Source organism: Polaribacter sp. Hel1_85 (assembly GCF_000766795.1).
Taxonomy (GTDB): domain Bacteria; phylum Bacteroidota; class Bacteroidia; order Flavobacteriales; family Flavobacteriaceae; genus Polaribacter.
In genome coordinates, this window is sequence record NZ_JPDS01000001.1 from 841,384 (window position 1) to 858,799 (window position 17,416).

General features: G+C 28.0%; 17 protein-coding genes and 1 pseudogene. 12 read left to right on the forward strand and 6 right to left on the reverse strand.

The window, feature by feature from the left end:
- Nucleotides 1–24: 24 nt before the first annotated feature.
- Both mnmA and PHEL85_RS03735 read right to left on the reverse strand, forming a co-directional pair.
- Nucleotides 25–1,212 (reverse strand): tRNA 2-thiouridine(34) synthase MnmA, encoded by a 1,188-nt coding sequence (mnmA, locus tag PHEL85_RS03730; RefSeq protein ID WP_036821189.1) that lies wholly within the window; start codon nt 1,210–1,212, stop codon nt 25–27.
- A 79-nt stretch (nt 1,213–1,291) separates the two neighbouring features.
- The gene (locus PHEL85_RS03735; RefSeq protein WP_036821191.1) at nt 1,292–2,008 is read right to left on the reverse strand and encodes a toxin-antitoxin system YwqK family antitoxin; all 717 of its coding nucleotides are present in this window, start codon (nt 2,006–2,008) and stop codon (nt 1,292–1,294) included.
- A 34-nt stretch (nt 2,009–2,042) separates the two neighbouring features.
- On the opposite strand from PHEL85_RS03735, the gene PHEL85_RS03740 reads away from it, so the two are divergent.
- The 7 genes from PHEL85_RS03740 (at nt 2,043) to PHEL85_RS03770 (ending at nt 8,812) form a co-directional block, all read left to right on the forward strand.
- Nucleotides 2,043–2,639, forward strand: a complete 597-nt coding sequence (locus PHEL85_RS03740; RefSeq protein ID WP_052108441.1) for a hypothetical protein — start codon at nt 2,043–2,045, stop codon at nt 2,637–2,639.
- Nucleotides 2,640–2,684: 45 nt separating this feature from the next.
- Nucleotides 2,685–4,028, forward strand: a complete 1,344-nt coding sequence (gene purB, locus PHEL85_RS03745) for an adenylosuccinate lyase (RefSeq protein ID WP_036821194.1) — start codon at nt 2,685–2,687, stop codon at nt 4,026–4,028.
- Nucleotides 4,028–4,447: a hypothetical protein gene (locus PHEL85_RS03750; protein ID WP_036821198.1), complete on the forward strand. Its 420-nt coding sequence runs from the start codon at nt 4,028–4,030 to the stop codon at nt 4,445–4,447. Before purB ends, PHEL85_RS03750 begins: the two co-directional genes overlap by 1 nt.
- A gap of 1 nt (nt 4,448) precedes the next feature.
- On the forward strand, nt 4,449–5,213 hold the full coding sequence (locus PHEL85_RS03755; RefSeq protein ID WP_036821200.1) for a TerC family protein: 765 nt from the start codon (nt 4,449–4,451) through the stop codon (nt 5,211–5,213).
- A gap of 46 nt (nt 5,214–5,259) precedes the next feature.
- Nucleotides 5,260–5,532, forward strand: coding sequence for a hypothetical protein (locus PHEL85_RS03760; protein ID WP_036821203.1), 273 nt, complete (start codon nt 5,260–5,262; stop codon nt 5,530–5,532).
- Between the two features lie 113 nt (nt 5,533–5,645).
- Complete coding sequence (locus PHEL85_RS03765) at nt 5,646–7,913, forward strand: TonB-dependent receptor (RefSeq protein WP_036821206.1); 2,268 nt, start codon at nt 5,646–5,648, stop codon at nt 7,911–7,913.
- Between the two features lie 134 nt (nt 7,914–8,047).
- Nucleotides 8,048–8,812 carry a CDP-alcohol phosphatidyltransferase family protein gene (locus PHEL85_RS03770; RefSeq protein WP_036821209.1) on the forward strand — a complete coding sequence of 255 codons (765 nt, stop codon included), beginning with the start codon at nt 8,048–8,050 and terminating at the stop codon, nt 8,810–8,812.
- A 3-nt stretch (nt 8,813–8,815) separates the two neighbouring features.
- Here PHEL85_RS03770 and PHEL85_RS03775 read toward each other — a convergent pair whose 3' ends face one another.
- On the reverse strand, nt 8,816–10,123 hold the full coding sequence (locus PHEL85_RS03775) for an MFS transporter (protein ID WP_036821212.1): 1,308 nt from the start codon (nt 10,121–10,123) through the stop codon (nt 8,816–8,818).
- A gap of 75 nt (nt 10,124–10,198) precedes the next feature.
- Nucleotides 10,199–11,023 carry a M48 family metallopeptidase gene (locus PHEL85_RS03780; protein ID WP_036821215.1) on the reverse strand — a complete coding sequence of 275 codons (825 nt, stop codon included), beginning with the start codon at nt 11,021–11,023 and terminating at the stop codon, nt 10,199–10,201.
- Between the two features lie 195 nt (nt 11,024–11,218).
- Here PHEL85_RS03780 and msrB point away from each other — a divergent pair, with 195 nt between their 5' ends.
- The 5 genes and pseudogenes from msrB (at nt 11,219) to folD (ending at nt 16,198) form a co-directional block, all read left to right on the forward strand.
- On the forward strand, nt 11,219–11,701 hold the full coding sequence (msrB, locus tag PHEL85_RS03785) for a peptide-methionine (R)-S-oxide reductase MsrB (protein WP_036821218.1): 483 nt from the start codon (nt 11,219–11,221) through the stop codon (nt 11,699–11,701).
- 78 nt (nt 11,702–11,779) lie between these two features.
- Nucleotides 11,780–12,322, forward strand: coding sequence for a DinB family protein (locus tag PHEL85_RS03790; RefSeq protein WP_036821223.1), 543 nt, complete (start codon nt 11,780–11,782; stop codon nt 12,320–12,322).
- A gap of 199 nt (nt 12,323–12,521) precedes the next feature.
- Nucleotides 12,522–13,850, forward strand: a complete 1,329-nt coding sequence (gene ffh / locus PHEL85_RS03795; RefSeq protein WP_036821226.1) for a signal recognition particle protein — start codon at nt 12,522–12,524, stop codon at nt 13,848–13,850.
- 53 nt (nt 13,851–13,903) lie between these two features.
- Nucleotides 13,904–15,325: a hypothetical protein gene (locus PHEL85_RS03800; RefSeq protein ID WP_156109097.1), complete on the forward strand. Its 1,422-nt coding sequence runs from the start codon at nt 13,904–13,906 to the stop codon at nt 15,323–15,325.
- Nucleotides 15,322–16,198 (forward strand): annotated as a pseudogene (folD, locus tag PHEL85_RS03805) (bifunctional methylenetetrahydrofolate dehydrogenase/methenyltetrahydrofolate cyclohydrolase FolD). Before PHEL85_RS03800 ends, folD begins: the two are co-directional and overlap by 4 nt.
- Before the next feature lie 71 nt (nt 16,199–16,269).
- Here folD and PHEL85_RS03810 read toward each other — a convergent pair.
- Nucleotides 16,270–16,638 carry a cupin domain-containing protein gene (locus PHEL85_RS03810; RefSeq protein ID WP_036823079.1) on the reverse strand — a complete coding sequence of 123 codons (369 nt, stop codon included), beginning with the start codon at nt 16,636–16,638 and terminating at the stop codon, nt 16,270–16,272.
- 207 nt (nt 16,639–16,845) lie between these two features.
- Nucleotides 16,846–17,412 (reverse strand): hypothetical protein, encoded by a 567-nt coding sequence (locus tag PHEL85_RS03815; protein ID WP_036821232.1) that lies wholly within the window; start codon nt 17,410–17,412, stop codon nt 16,846–16,848.
- Nucleotides 17,413–17,416: the final 4 nt, after the last annotated feature.

Here is a 17,416-nt window from a genome sequence, read left to right on the forward strand (position 1 = left end):
TTTTTACGATTTTATATATTTTAATTAAGAAATTACACCAGAGCCTAATAATTCTTCATTTTGATACCAAGCCACAAATTGTCCTTCTTGAATTGCAGATTGCTTGTTTGTAAACTCAACATATAAGCCAGTTTCTACTTTATATAAAGTTGCATTTTCTAAGGGTTGTCTATATCTAATTCTTGCATCAACTTTCATAGATTCTCCTACTTTTAAAGTTAAATCTTCACGAATCCAGTGTATTTCTTCATTAGAAACAAATAATACATTTCTATATAAACCTGCATGGTTTTTTCCTTCTCCAGTATAAATCACATTTTCTTCAACATCAGTTTCTATTACATACAAGCCTTCTTTTGTTCCTCCAACATTTAAACCTTTACGCTGTCCTTTTGTAAAATAATGCGCTCCTTGATGTTTACCTACAACTTTTCCATCTTCTTTATTATAAGAAAACTTCGTTGAAAAATATTTTAATTCTGCTTCTTTGTTTTCAAATTTTGAAGTTGATTTTGTGTACTGCTCAAAATCTGAAGGAATGGTTACAATATCTCCTTTTTTAGGTTGTAATTTTTGTTGTAAAAATTCTGGTAAACGAACTTTACCAATAAAACATAAACCTTGAGAATCTTTCTTTTCTGCAGTAATTAAATCTGCTTCTTTTGCAATTTCTCTTACTTCTGGTTTTGTTAATTCTCCAATAGGAAACAATGCTTTTGTTAATTGTTCTTGAGATAATTGACATAAAAAGTAAGATTGATCTTTATTATTATCCTTACCTCCTAACAATTTATAAACAGGTTTACCGTCTATAATTTCTTCTCCTTTTCTACAATAATGACCTGTTGCAACGTAATCTGCTCCTAATTGTAAAGCAATGTCCATAAAAACATCAAACTTAATTTCTCTGTTACAAAGTACATCTGGATTTGGAGTTCTTCCTTTAGAATATTCATCGAACATATAATCTACAATACGTTCTTTATATTGTTCACTTAAATCTACTACTTGAAAAGGAATTCCTAATTTTTCTGCAACAATCATTGCATCATTAGAATCTTCTAACCACGGACATTCATTAGAAATGGTTACAGAATCATCGTGCCAATTTTTCATAAAAAGCCCAATTACTTCATACCCTTGTTCTTTTAACAAATGTGCTGTAACACTAGAGTCTACTCCACCAGAAAGACCAACAACTACTCTTTTCATTTTTTAATTTTGAAGATGCAAAGTTACAACTTTGATTATGATTTTTTGATTGAAAGAATTGATGATTCTATTAAAAAAACTAATTCCCAGTTTCCTTTTTAAAACGAGATTTATTTTTCTTTTTTTGATCTTCTGTAGCTATTTCTCCATCTAAATAAAACTCCCATTTTCCTACTCTTTTTCCGTCTTTATAAACTCCCGTTTCTTTTAAATTTCCATTCAATTCAAAATACTTAGCTACACCATTTGGTTTACCACTTGCATAAGTTATTTCTTCAATAAGAATTCCTTTACTAGAATACTTGCTAACAACTCCATGTTTTAAACCATCTTTGTAAATAGCAAATTCTGTAACCAAACCATCTGGATAATAAATTAACTGTTCTCCATCTAATTTACCATCTTTATAATTTTCTTCAGACATTAAAGTTCCATCAGTGTAAAAATATTTCCAGTTTCCCACTCTCTTTCTTCCGTTTAAAACTCCTTCTGTTTCAATTTTTCCACTTAAAGTGTAAAATTGAACAAACAAAGAGTCTGAATTTTCAAAAAAAGTTTTTATAATTATTGGATGTTTAGAAGTAGTAATATCATAAAACTTAAAAGTTCCAACTTCTTTTCCATTTTTAAACTGACCAACATATCTTATTCTTTTATTAGAATGATATTTTTTCCATAAACCAGTTCTTTTATTATTTTTATCAAACTGATTAATTTTCTGGGCATTAACAATTTCACTTGAAAAAAAACAAGCTAAAAATGCCAAAACAAAAAACAGTCTTTTTATATTTATCATTTATATAGAATTTTTAAACAAATATACATTAATAGTGCCAGAAACAAATCTAATTTACTTAACGGAACAACTCAATCAATTAGGAACAGCTAAAAGAGATAACCGTCAAAGAGTTGCTAATATTGTATTAGATAATCCCCATTTATTTAAAGATTTAGTTACCATTACTTTTTATGTTGATGATAAAATTTCTATTAAAGCTTCTTGGATTTTAGAATGGATTTGCACACATCATCATTTAAATTGGATATTACCTCATTTAGATACTTTTACAACTGAAATTTACAATGTAAAATTTGATAGCGCAATTAGACCTTGTGCAAAAATCTGCGAACATTTAGCAACTGCATATTATTCTAAAAAAGAAAATGATGTTCAAAAAGCACTAACTATTAAACATATAGATAATATTGTTGAAGCTGGTTTTGATTGGTTAATAACACCTCAAAAGATTGCCGTTAGAGCTTATACAATGAATGCTTTATACTTTTTTGGATTAGAAAAAGATTGGATTCACCCAGAATTAAAGCATTTAATAGAAACTAAAATCATCTTTGAAAGTAAAGGTTGTAAAGCTCGAGGAAAACACATTTTAGCATTGATAGAAAAACATCGAAAATCGACTTTATAAATCTGTTAAAAAGACTATTTTTGCATTTCACAACATAACTAAAAAATGAACTTAACAAAATTAAATGCCATCTCTCCTATTGATGGTCGTTATAGAGGTAAAATAACAAAATTAGCAGACTATTTTTCTGAAGAAGCTTTAATAAAGTATAGAGTTCGTGTAGAAATTGAATATTTTATTGCTTTGTGCGAAATTCCTTTGCCTCAATTAGCAGATTTTAACAACGATTTATTTGATGATTTACGTAAAATTTATACAGATTTTACTGCAGATGACGCTCAGAAAATAAAAGATATAGAAAGTATTACAAATCATGATGTAAAAGCGGTTGAATACTTCATCAAAGAAAAATTTGACAAGCTAAGCTTGACTAAGTATAAGGAATTTATCCATTTTGGATTGACTTCTCAAGACATCAATAATACTGCCGTTCCGCTTTCAATAAAAGAAGCAATGAACGAAGTTTATGTGCCTCATTATTTTGAGGTTTTAGAAAAATTACAAGAACTTGTAATTGAATGGAAAGATGTTTCTATGTTGGCAAGAACTCATGGGCAACCAGCGTCTCCAACAAGATTAGGTAAAGAAATTGAGGTTTTTGTTGTTCGATTAAAAGAACAATTTAATTTATTAAATGATATACCAAGTGCTGCTAAATTTGGTGGAGCAACAGGTAATTATAATGCACATAAAGTTGCATATCCAAACATTGATTGGAAAGAATTTGGTAGTTCTTTTGTACAAGAAAAATTAGGTTTACAACATTCTTTTCCAACAACCCAAATAGAGCATTACGATCATATGGCTGCTTTGTTTGATACTTTAAAGCGTATCAACACAATTATCTTAGATTTAGACAGAGATTTCTGGACCTATGTTTCTATGGATTATTTTAAACAAAAAATTAAAGCTGGTGAAGTTGGTTCTTCTGCAATGCCACATAAAGTAAACCCTATTGATTTTGAAAATTCTGAAGGAAATTTAGGTTTGGCAAATGCAATTTTTGAACACCTTTCTGCTAAATTACCAGTTTCTCGTTTACAACGTGATTTAACTGATAGTACAGTTTTACGTAATGTAGGTGTTCCTTTTGGACATACAATTATTGCTTTTACATCAACCTTAAAAGGATTGAATAAATTATTGTTAAACAAAGAAAAGTTTGAGCAAGATTTAGAAAACAATTGGGCTGTTGTTGCAGAAGCAATACAAACAATTTTAAGACGTGAAGCCTATCCAAATCCTTATGAAGCTTTAAAGGGATTGACTAGAACGAATGAAAAAATCAATCAAAATTTAATTGCGAATTTTATTGATACTTTAGAAGTTTCCGCTGAAATTAAAGAAGAATTAAAGGCAATTACGCCTGCAAATTATACAGGAATTTAATGAAAAAATTATTAGGTATACTTACAATTATTATCGCTTTAGCTTCTTGTAATTCAGAAATTAAAGACAATGCTGATCGTTTTAAAGTAGGTGTTTTTGAAATTCCTGCTGGTGAAGGTTATAGTAAAACCACTATCACAAGAAAAGATAGTATTCAAATAGAAGAATATGAAAAAATTGTAAGTATTTCTAATGATAGTATTTCTGGTGTAAAAAGAATAAAACATATTGATACATTATATATCAAATGGAAAAATAATTTCTTTTATAGTTTAAAAATGAAATCACCTAAAAAAGATTTAGATAAAGATCCAATTTATGTACAGATTACTAAAGTTACAGACAGTTCTTATAGCTTTTCTGCTAAAATTGGATTTAGTAAGTTTAAAACAGATGGTACTATTTATAAAGTAAAATAAGATGGAAATTTTTGCACACGCAGATACTTGGGTTGCCTTATTAACACTTACTTTCTTAGAAATTATTCTTGGAATTGATAACATCATATTTATATCAATATCAGCAAATAAACTTCCAGAAAATCAAGTAAGAAAAGCCACTCTTTTAGGTTTAGCTTTAGCAATGATTACTAGAATTTTGCTATTATTTAGTGTTTCTTATTTAATTTCTCTAAAAGAACCTTTTTTAGTGATTAGTAATAGTTGGTTTAAAACAGCTTTAACAGGCCAAAGTATAATTCTGTTTCTAGGAGGACTTTTTTTACTATATAAAAGTACCAAAGAAATTCGTGAAAAAGTTGAACATACCAACGAAGATGAAGTTATAAAATCTCCAAAAATAATTTCATTTACCAACGTAATTTTTCAAATTATATTAATTGATATTGTTTTTTCTTTTGATAGTATTCTTACTGCTGTTGGTATGACAAATGGTATTAATGGCGCTTTAATTATTATGGTAATTGCTGTAGTTATTTCTATTATCATTATGATGATTTTTTCTAAACCGATTAGTAGTTTTGTAAATAATAATCCTACGATACAAATGTTAGCATTATCGTTTTTAATATTAATCGGTTTTATGCTAATTACAGAAGGCGCACATTTATCACATACAGAAATATTTAACAAAACTGTGGGAGCAATTCCAAAAGGATATTTGTATTTTGCCATCGCATTTTCTTTAGGAGTTGAAATGCTGAATTTAAGAATTAGAAAAAAATAATTACTTGTATAAAAAACTACTTAGCGTTTTTTTTCTTTTCCTATTGATGATACCTGTATCAATAGAAATTCTTCATGATTTAGAAAATCATGAACATGCTGTTTGTACTTCTATAACTGAGCATCATATACACAAACAACATTTAGATTGTGATGAATTTCACAAACATCTCACTATATTTTCTATGGATTTTACATCTAATTTTGATGTAATTCCAACACATTTTTACACGACTCTTTTTATTGATAAACCTCAAATACTTAAAGAAGTTTATCATTCTAAAAAATACTCTAGAGGTCCACCAAATTTTACTGTTTAAACTTTGCGTCATTACAAGAAATTATGACGAAGTAATCTTATAATTGATACTAAGGTTGCTTCATCTTATTGACAATGACAAGTATTTTTTAGTAATCAGTAAAATTATAATTAATGAAAATATTCATAAAATTACTACTTTTAGTAGCAAGTTTTTCTATGAATGCACAAAATAGCATTTCAGGAAAAATAACAGATATAAATAATAACCCTTTGTCAGAAGTTCAAATATATGCTTCAGAAATACATAAAGGAACAACCTCAAACCAAGATGGAACTTACATCTTAAATAATATTCCTACAGGAAAAATAAAAATAACTTTTTCTTATTTAGGATTTAAAACAATTGTAAAATACATAGATGTAAATAACGATAGTATTTTAGACATTCAATTAAAAGAATCACCTTTTGAAATGGATGAAATTATTGTTTCTGCTCCTTTTAATAAATTACAGTCAGAAAATGTAATGAAAGTAGAAAGATTATCTGCTAAATCCATTCAAAAACTAGGTGCAACAACACTTTCTGAAGCAATTACAAACATTGCTGGTGTAAATCAAATTGCTACAGGAGCATCTATTGGAAAACCTGTAATTAGAGGTTTAAGCGGAAATAGAGTTTTGGTGTATACACAAGGTATCCGTTTAGAAAACCAACAATTTGGTGGCGAACATGGTTTAGGAATTAATGACGCAGGAATAAGTAGTATAGAAGTCATAAAAGGACCTGCTTCTTTACTCTATGGTTCTGATGCTTTGGGTGGAGTATTATACATCAATCCAGAAAAATTTGCATTAGAGAATAGTAATAACATCAATTTTAATCAACGTTTTTATACGAATACTTTAGGAACAAATTCTTCTTTAGGATATAAAACGTCTTCTGATAATTGGAAATTTTTAATTAGAGGAACCTATGCTTCTCATTCAGATTATAAAATTCCAACGGATAAAAGAGTAACAAATACACGTTTTAATGAGAAAGATTTTAAAACAGGAATTGGATACTCTAAAGATAATTTTTCATCAGAAATAAGATATAATTATAACAAATCTAAATTAGGTTTACCAGAAGAAGGCGTTGCAGAACAATCTAAAAGTAAAAGCATATTAGAACCTTATCAAGAAATTGATAATCATATTTTAAGTTCTCACAATCATTTTTTCTTTGGAGATTCTAAACTAGATATCGATTTAGGTTATACTTTTAATGATAGACAAGAGTTTGAAGAACATCATGATGAACATGGTGAAGACGAAGAGGAAGATCATGATGAAGATGAACATGAAGAAGAAGGTGCTGCCTTAAGAATGAAATTAAAAACATTTACTTATAATGCAAAATATCATTTTCCAAAAATTGGAAATCTAGAAATACTTTCTGGAGTACAAGGTTTGCATCAAACAAACACCAATTTTGGGGAAGAAATTTTAATTCCTGATGCCAAAATAAATGATTTCGGAGTTTTTACAACTGCAAATTATACTTGGAACAAAAATACATTACAAGCAGGAATTCGTTATGATAATAGAAAAATTATAACTGAAAGGCACGAAATTGCGCATGAAGATGAAGTACATGTTTTTGAAGCTTTAGATAAATCTTACAATAGTTTTACAACTTCATTAGGATTAAAAACTTCAATTACCGATAACTTTACTTCTAGAATTAATCTTTCTTCTGGTTTTAGAGCACCTAATTTTGCAGAATTAGCTTCAAATGGAGTTCATCATGGAACTAATAGGTTTGAAAAAGGAAATAGTGATTTAGTAAATGAAAAAAATACTCAAATAGATCTTTCTTTAGAATATAAAACAGAACATTTTGAGTTTTTTGCTAACGGATTTTACAACCATATAAACGATTATATTTATATAAACCCTACTGGAGAAGTTGAAGATGGAGAAGCTGTTTTTTCTTATACGCAAGAAAATGCAAAATTATATGGTAGTGAATTTGGATTTCATTTACATCCTCATCCTTTAGATTGGTTGCATTTAAAAAGTACATTTGAAACGGTAATTGGTAAACAAGATAATGGTAACTATTTACCATTAATACCTGCAAACACTTGGAGAAATACATTTAGAACGGAATTTAATATTAATAAATGGTTTCAAAAAGGATATGCTTCTTTAACTCTAGAAAGTACGTTTTCTCAAAACAATGTGGGTACTTATGAAACAAAATCTGATGCTTATAATTTATTAAATTTAGGTTTGGGAGGAGATGTTGTTTTATCTAAATTAAACTTTTCTGCAAGTTTATCTATAAATAATCTTTTAGATAAAGAATACATTCATCATTTATCTAGATTAAAAGCAGATGGAACTCTTAATCAAGGAAGAAATATTGTTATTGGTGTAAGATTTAATATCTAGAAAAAGCAAAATTATTGAGCATTTTCAACGATTTATTTACAAATAGTTTACCTTTAAAGTGTACAAATTTTTTAGTGCTATTTTAAAGTGTAGAATTCTAAATCGTTAAAAATGCTCAATATAAAAAGCAACTAATGTCAAAGTTACCTGAAGAAAATAAATTTTTAGATTTATCGGATTACGGAAGACCAGTAGCAAAAATTATTGCTAACTCTCTTAAAAAGACGTCTTTTACCCCTATTCATGTAACATTATTATTTATCATATCTGGGCTTATTGCAATTATTTGTATTTTAAATCATTATTTTAAAACCGCAGTATTTTTCTTGATTTTTAAATCTATTTTAGACGCTGCTGATGGAGAATTGGCACGAATAAAAAGAACACCTTCATATACAGGAAGATATTTTGATTCAATTTCAGATATTATTTTAAATCTATTTATTTTATTAGCCGTTTGGCAAATTACAAATCAAAATATTTATAGTACCCTTTTATCATTTTTTTGTATTCAATTACAGGGAACTTTATATAATTACTACTATGTAATTTTGAGAAATAAGTTTAATGGAGATACAACAAGCCGGATTTTTGAAGATAAAACTCCCATTGCATTAGCTGGAGAAAGTCAAAAAAAAGTAAATGTTTTATTTATGCTTTATAAACTTCTTTATGGGGTTTTTGATAAAATTATTTATGTTTTAGATAAAAATGCTTCTAAAGGAAAAAGTTTCCCTAATTGGTTTATGACTTGTGTATCAACTTTTGGTTTAGGTTTTCAATTATTAATTATAAGTATATTTTTAATGCTAGATTACCCACAATTTATAATTCCTTTTTTTATTTTTTATTCGATAATGATTTTTGTTTTTATTGGAATTAGAAAATTATTTTACTAAAAGTTAATGAACATATTTTGTTTTCTTAATTCTACTAATAGATATAAAAGCGGCTAAAAAGAAAATAGCCAAGGCCAGCACACTAGATTGGATAGAGATTATAGAATTTAATACTCCAAAAGTAATCATACCAACTACTAACGCAATTTTTTCTGTAACATCAAAGAAACTAAAATAAGATGCGTGATCTTCTGTTTCTGGTAAAAGTTTTGAATAAGTAGACCTTGCTAAAGATTGTATTGCACCCATTACTAAACCAATTAAACCTCCTAAAATATAAAAATACATTTCTATATTAGGTGTGTCTTTTGTGAGGTTAAAACCGATAAAACACACTACTCCCCATATTGCAATTGTAATTTTTAAAGTTTTAATATTTCCAATTTTATTGGATAATCTAGAGAACACAAAAGCTCCTAAAATTCCAACAAACTGTACTAATAATATAGTCATTATCAAATTTAAAGTTTCTAAACCTAAAATAGTTCCAAAAATACCAGCCATTAAAATTATGGTTTGTACACCAATACTCAATAAAAAGAACGAAATTAAAAATATCTTAAGCTCTCTATATTCAAATAACTCTTTTGCTACTTTTCGAATTTCTCTTATTCCTTTTGTAAAATAATTGTCTTTAGGTAATGCATTTTTTTCTTCATCTGGCAATCTAGCATATGTAATTTGAGCAAATCCAAGCCACCATAAACCAACTAAAACAAATGACAATTGAGAACCAAATTGTTTGTCATACATTCCAAATACTTCTGTTTCAATTATAACTAAACACAATAGTAATAACAAAATAGAACCTAAATAACCTAATATAAAACCTTTTGCACTTACATTGTCTTGTTGTTCTGGATGAGCAACTTCTGGTAAATATGCATTGTAAAAAACAATACTCCCCCAAAAACCAATACTTGCTAACATTGTAAATAAAATACCAACCCAAAGTGTTTCTTTTCCTGTAAAAAAGAACAAACACATTACAGAAATAGAACCTAACAAGCAAAAACCTTTTAGGAATTTCTTTTTATTTCCAGCATAATCTGCAATACCAGATAACATTGGAGATATAAATGCAACTATCAAAAAGGATAATGCCAAAGCATAATTATATAAAGTAGTTGGAGTCCATAATGTTCCTAAAAAAGTAATCTTTCCATTTGCGTTTGCAAAACCTTCAGAAGCTGTTAAACCAGCATAATAAATAGGAAATACTGCAGTACTAATTACTAAAGAATAAACTGAATTTGCCCAATCATAAAAAGCCCAGGCATTAATTAATTTTTTATCTCCAATTTTTAACATAGAATATATTTTATAAAAAAACCGTTCAAAAAATAATTTTTGAACGGTTACAATATATGAAAACTATTTGTTTCCTTATTTTTTTAATGCAATGTTTCCTTTAGCATTATATTGTATAGCATACTTTTTAGCAGTTGGTAAATATGTTCTTAAGTCTTGGATTCTTGATGCATTAGATGGATGTGTACTTAAAATTTCTGGTTGAGAACTTCCATTTGCTCTTTTACTCATTCTTACCCAAACTTCTGCAGCTTCTGTACCTTCATAACCTGCCATTAACATAAAAACTAAACCTAGTCTGTCTGCTTCTTGTTCATGAACTCTACTAAATTTTAACATTCCTAAACCAGAACCAATTCCAAATGCAGTATTCCACAATTGTTGTGTTTTTGGATCTTTATTAGAAGTACCTAAAGCAACAGCTAAACCACCTAATTGTTGTAATTGCCCTTGAGACATTCTTTCTTGTCCATGTTTTGCAAAAGCATGAGCAACTTCATGCCCCATAACTGCTGCAACTCCATTTTCATTATCACAAATTGGCATGATACCTGTATAAAAAACAACTTTACCTCCTGGCATACACCAAGCATTTACTGTTTCATCATCAATTAAATTAAATTCCCATTTATATGAATCTGCTTCTGATGTCATATTATTTGCACGCATAAAACGATCAACAGCCGCAGAAATATTTTTACCTACTTCTTTAACCTGATTACTCATTTCTCTATTACTAGACAATTTATTCTCTTCTAAAAAACCTTTATATTGAGCAAAACTTGCTGGTAAAACTTGAGAATCACTTACAAAATTAACTCGTTTTCTACCTGTAATAGGCACTGTACTACATTCTACAAAAAGGAAAACTGTTAAAACTAATACAACTACTTTTTTCATCTATTTCTAATTTTTATAATCACTATTATTAAGACACAATAATATACAAATTGTCACTTTTAATTGAGTTTTTACAAGACTCTAAAACTACATATTCTATCTTTATCAAAAAAATATATTTATTAAATGAGTATTATTATGTAATTATTACATTAAATGTTCGTCAGAAATAAAAACGAATTCAATTTTATATTTATGAAAAAGATTCTCACTTTATCTACTGTTATTCTTTTGATGGTTTACTCATGCAAAGCACAAAATTCATCCAAAGAAAAAAAAATATATAAAATTGTAAAGACCGATTCTGATTGGAGAAAACAATTAACACCTTTACAATATTATGTTTTACGTGAAGCAGGAACAGAAAGAGCTTTTTCAAGTGATTTAAATAAAAATAAAGCCAAAGGAACTTATGTTTGTGCAGCTTGTAAAACACCTCTTTATAAATCTGAACATAAATACGATTCTGGTTCTGGTTGGCCTTCTTTTGATAGAGCTATTAAAGAAAATGTAGAGTTAGATGTAGATTATAAGATTGGTTATAAGAGAACAGAATTAAAATGCAATACTTGTGGTAGTCACTTAGGTCATTCTTTTGATGATGGCCCTGAAGAAACTACCGGAAAACGTGATTGTATAAATGGTGTAGCTCTAGAGTTTATTCCAGAAAAAAAATAAAGTTATATTTCCAATAAAATTAAGAGTTGATATTTTCAACTCTTTTTTTGTACCTTTCTCACGGATAAATATTTTTTAATGGAAAAATTAGCAATTGCAGATTTATTAGAGGAAAAACATCGAGATTTATTTAATTGGTTAGAAAATCAACCAGAAGATAATTGGGAAAAAGGACCTGATAATAAATGGACTGTTGGCCAACAAGTTCTTCATTTAGTTAATAGTTTACAAGCTTTAAATAATGCATTAAGTTATCCTAGATTTTTTTTAAAATATAAATTCGGATTGTGTAATAGAGAATCTAGAGATTATAAAACTATTGTAAATAAATATCAACAGAAGTTACTTGAAAATAGTGATCGAGCAAGAGTTTTTAATCAAAATTTAAAAAAACCTTTGCAAAAAAATAGAAAAAGATTACTTACAAAGCTTCAAATACAGAGTAAAAAACTACAATATAAAATTAAAAAAATTAGTGATGTTAATTTAGATACTCTAGTAATTCCACATCCATTAATGGGTAAAATGACTATTAGAGAAATTATTATGTGGACTGCTCATCATACAGAACATCATACAGAAACTTTAATAATGACTTATGGTGAGGAAATTGATTGCTAAACCTCATCTATTTTTTAGAGTTTGGTTTGAATTATAATAGCATTTTCACTTCATATTTCCCTTATCTCAGTATTTATTCATTTAATAAACTTTTTTATAAGCATATTTTTAAAGACTTAATAAGTAAAAAACTATGCTATTCACTATACAAATCGTCTCTAATTCATATATTTGTGCTTCCTAAAAAAGAAGACAAATTATGTTTAATAATTTAAGCGATAAATTAGATAAAGCCCTACACACCTTAAAAGGTCATGGTAGAATTACTGAGGTTAATGTTGCAGAGACGCTAAAAGAAGTTAGAAGAGCATTATTGGATGCCGATGTAAACTTTAAAATTGCCAAAGAATTTACAAAAAGAGTTCAAACCAAAGCTTTAGGTCAAGACGTATTAACAACGTTAAATCCTGGACAATTAATGGTGAAGTTAGTTAAAGATGAACTAACTGACTTAATGGGTGGAGAAACTGTTGGAGTTAATCTTGGTGGTTCACCAACCGTAATTTTAATGTCTGGTTTACAAGGTTCTGGTAAAACTACTTTTTCAGGAAAATTAGCAAACTATCTTAAAGATAAAAAATCAAAACAAGTTTTATTAGTTGGTTGTGACGTTTATAGACCTGCAGCAATTAACCAATTGCAAGTTGTTGGAGAACAAATTGGTATTGAAGTTTATGCTGAAGTTGGTAATAATAATCCTGTTGAAATTTCTCAGAATGCTATAAAACATGCAAAAGCAAATGGTAAAAATGTAGTTATTATTGATACTGCTGGTCGTTTAGCTGTTGATGAAGAAATGATGACTGAAATTTCTAACATTCATAAAACAGTAAACCCACAAGAAACTTTATTTGTTGTAGATTCTATGACAGGTCAAGATGCTGTAAATACAGCTAAAGCGTTTAACGATATCTTAAATTTTGATGGAGTTGTTCTAACAAAATTAGATGGAGATACACGTGGTGGAGCTGCTTTGTCTATTAAATCTGTAGTTGATAAACCAATTAAATTTATTGGTACTGGAGAAAAAATGGATGCAATTGATGTATTCCATCCAGATAGAATGGCAGATCGTATTTTAGGAATGGGAGATGTTGTTTCTTTAGTTGAAAGAGCACAAGATCAATACGATGAAGAAGAAGCTAGAAAATTACAGAAAAAGATTGCTAAAAATCAATTTGGTTTTGATGACTTTTTAAGTCAGATTCAACAAATTAAAAAGATGGGTAGCATGAAAGATTTAGTGGGAATGATTCCTGGAGCTGGAAAAGCAATGAAAGATGTTGATATTGATGATGATGCTTTTAAAGGAATTGAAGCTATTATTCATTCTATGACAAAAGAAGAAAGAAGTACACCAACAACTATAAATGCAAGTAGAAAAAAGAGAATTGCAAAAGGTTCTGGAACAAGTATTCAAGAAGTAAATCAACTAATGAAGCAATTTAACCAAATGAGCAAAATGATGAAGATGATGCAAGGTGGTGGTGGCAAAAAGATGATGCAAATGATGAAAGGAATGAAATAAAAATATTTAGGCTGCTTTTTAGCAGCCTTTTTTATGAACTTATTTTAAAAAAAATGATAAAATCATTATTGAATTATAAAAAAAGTGAATTTTACTTTTTTATTTTTCTAAGCATTCTAATATTTCTAATTTCTATAAATTACGGAATGTTTGATGATGATATCCTCTTTGGGTCAAAAATGGGGAATCAATTATATTACAATTCTATCTTCAATTGGAATATGCCAGATAGTTTTGATCCTGGTCATCCTCCTTTTTTGGGATTTATTTTAACAGTTTTTTGGAATATATTTGGACATCATTTATGGGTAAGTCATTTAGCAATGCTTCCATTTACTTTTGGTTTCTTTTACCAACTTCATAAATTTATATCTTATTTTGTAAAGGAAAGAAGCTTACAATTTTGTGCATTTATATTAATAATAGTAGATCCTTCTCTTTCAACTTGTTTTGTTTTAGTTAATATGGAAATTATTATGCTATTTTTCTTTTTTTTAGCTGTAAATTCAATACTAAAAAACAAAATTTTATTTAAATTTATTGGTTTACTTTTTTTAAGTATTGTCTCTTATAGAAGTATGATGCTCTTTGCTGGTATTTTTTTATTCGATGTTCTCAATAAATTGTTTATTCAAAAAGAAGTAATAAAAAAAATTATTACAATTAAATTTATTCTTTTATATTTTTTATCAAGTCTACCTGCATTTATATTTGTTGGTTGGAGACTTCTAACTAAAGGATGGCTGCAAACACATCCAAATTCTCCTTGGTCTGGAATGTGGCATTTTGCAGATTTTAAATATTTCATAAGAAATTTAGTTGTATTAGTTTGGCGATATTTAGACTTTGGAAGAATTTTTATAATGCTATTAATCGTCATCAGTTTTTTTATCTATGGAAAAAAAATAATAAAATCAATAAAGAATAAACAAATTCTACTTTTAGCAATATCTTCTGTAATACTAATTATTATAACAATCATAAGCGTCACAAACTCTGTTGGCATTAGATACTTCATCGTTTCTTATATCTGTTTTAACTTATTTTCTTTTATAATTATTAGCAAGTACTTAAAGCTAAAAAAGGTTTTGTATTTCACTCTTTTAATTGGTTTAATTACAGGAAATCTATGGATATATCCAAAAGAACTTTCTCAAGGTTGGAGAGCTACATTAGGTCATTTACCATACCATTCATTAAGAATAAAAGCTATTGATTATTTAAATAATGAACATATAGATGTTTCAGAAGTTGGAAGTTTTTTCCCCAATTATACTACTTTAGATCTTATCGATTTTAGTGGAGATAAAAGATCTTTTGCTAAATTTACAGGAAAAAATAAATATGTTTTTTATGCTACTGTATATAATTTAACGGAAGAAGATCTCAATATTTTAAATAATAATTATACTATATTAAAAGAATTCAATAATTTTAACACAACTATTACCATATATATATTAGATACAAAATGATTTTATTAGACGGAAAAAAAACAGCTGCAGAAATTAAAGAAGAAATTGCTTTAGAAGTAAGAGATTTAAAAGACAGAGGTCATGAAACACCTCATCTAGCTGCTGTAATTGTTGGAAATGATGGAGCAAGTATTACTTACGTAAACGCAAAAGTAAAAGCTTGTGAACGTGTTGGCTTTGAATCTACTTTAATTAGATTGCCAGAAGAAACTACTGAAGAAGAATTATTAAATGAAATTGCTATCTTAAATATTGACAAAGATATTGATGGTTTTATTGTTCAACTTCCATTGCCAAAACATATTGATGAGCAAAAAATATTAATGGCTATAGATCCTGATAAAGATGTTGACGGATTTCATCCAACAAATGTTGGTAAAATGGCGTTAAACTTACCTACTTTTATTTCTGCAACTCCTTTTGGAATTTTAGAATTATTAGACAGATACAATGTTGAAACTTCTGGAAAACACGTTGTTGTTTTAGGTAGAAGTCATATTGTAGGTAGCCCAATGAGTATTTTGTTATCACAAAAAAGGAAGGTTGGTAATGCTACAGTAACCATGTGTCATAGTAGAACAAAAAACTTAAAAGAATTTACTTTACAAGCAGATATTATTATTGCTGCTATTGGAATTCCTGAGTTTTTTAAAAGCAGATATGGTTAAAGATAATGTTACTGTTATTGATGTAGGAATTACTCGTTTAGCAGATTCTAGTAAAAAGAACGGATTTAGATTGGTTGGTGATGTTTCTTTTGATGAAGTTTCTAAAAAATCTGAATTTATAACACCGGTACCTGGTGGAGTTGGGCCAATGACAATTGCAATGTTATTGAAAAACACATTATTAGCTTGCCAAAGAAATAACTAAAATTACTTTTTAAAATTTATAAAAAAACGAACTAATTATATTAGCTCGTTTTTTTTTATGAAATTTATTTTCTATTCTTCTTCCCTATTTACCAGATCTATTGAAAAAGCAGGCAAACAAATAGCAATATATTCACATTGTTTCTCAAAAGGGTTTGAGTATTGAACTCTAGTGTTTTTCTCTATTTTGATAGATTGTCCTGTTTCTAAAACAACAGTTTCTCCTTCTATAATAAATTGCTTTTTTCCTTTTATGATGTAAGTATATTCATCAAATTCTGGGGTTTGAAAAGGTTCGCTCCAACCAGAAGGTGCTATCATATGTGCAATACTTATTTGAGAATTTTTATCTGTAGCATTACCAAAATGTTCTTCAATTAACTTTCCGTCTGTTGTTGGAACTATAAAGGGTGATTTTTGAATTGTATATTTTTTTTTCATAAAGATTGGTTTTGCGTAAGCGATTGAAATGGCATCCTTTTTATGCAAAAAACACTCATTTAATAAAAATAGTAAAATATTATTTATTAGAAGAGTGTTTTTTAGATTGCTGAATTATTTCAGCATAAAAAGATATAACCTTTCGACTTCGCTCAAGATAAATTCCAAGCGCGGTTTTGTTTTAAAATAAAACGAACAAAATACGCCCTAATTAAACCAAACTATAAACGATTTCATTTTTGCTAAATCTGGAATCTGTTCTTTGGTAACTTTTTGAGTGTTAAATTCTTTTAAACCTAATTCTTCGTTATCTATAGCAATTGTACAATTTAAATTGTCTAAAAACAAGGTTGCTGAAGAGAATGTACGTTCTATTTTATTGATGCTATTGTTAGCATTAATTTCTGAAAAACTAGAATTTACAGTGATTCCAGATTCCGTTTTAAAACGCTCGTCATGAATTTCGATACTCTTAATCGTAGAAGTTGAATCTAATTGCTCTTTTGGCATAATTGTTAACAAAAGCTTCCCACCTTTTTCGAAAATAAAATACTCGTCATCTTCTTGAAAATAATTATCTCCTTGTGCTCCTTCACTTAAATTTTTAACAATAGAATCGTTTTTAAAAATTTTATTCAACTCTTGAATCGTAGTTTTTGTAGTAATTTCTCCAACTCTTCCTTTTTCAATTTTAAATTTACTACTGTTACTACAACTAATTATAAGTAGTGAAAAAGCGAATACTATTATTGGTAAGAGGTTCTTTTTAATCATTTTG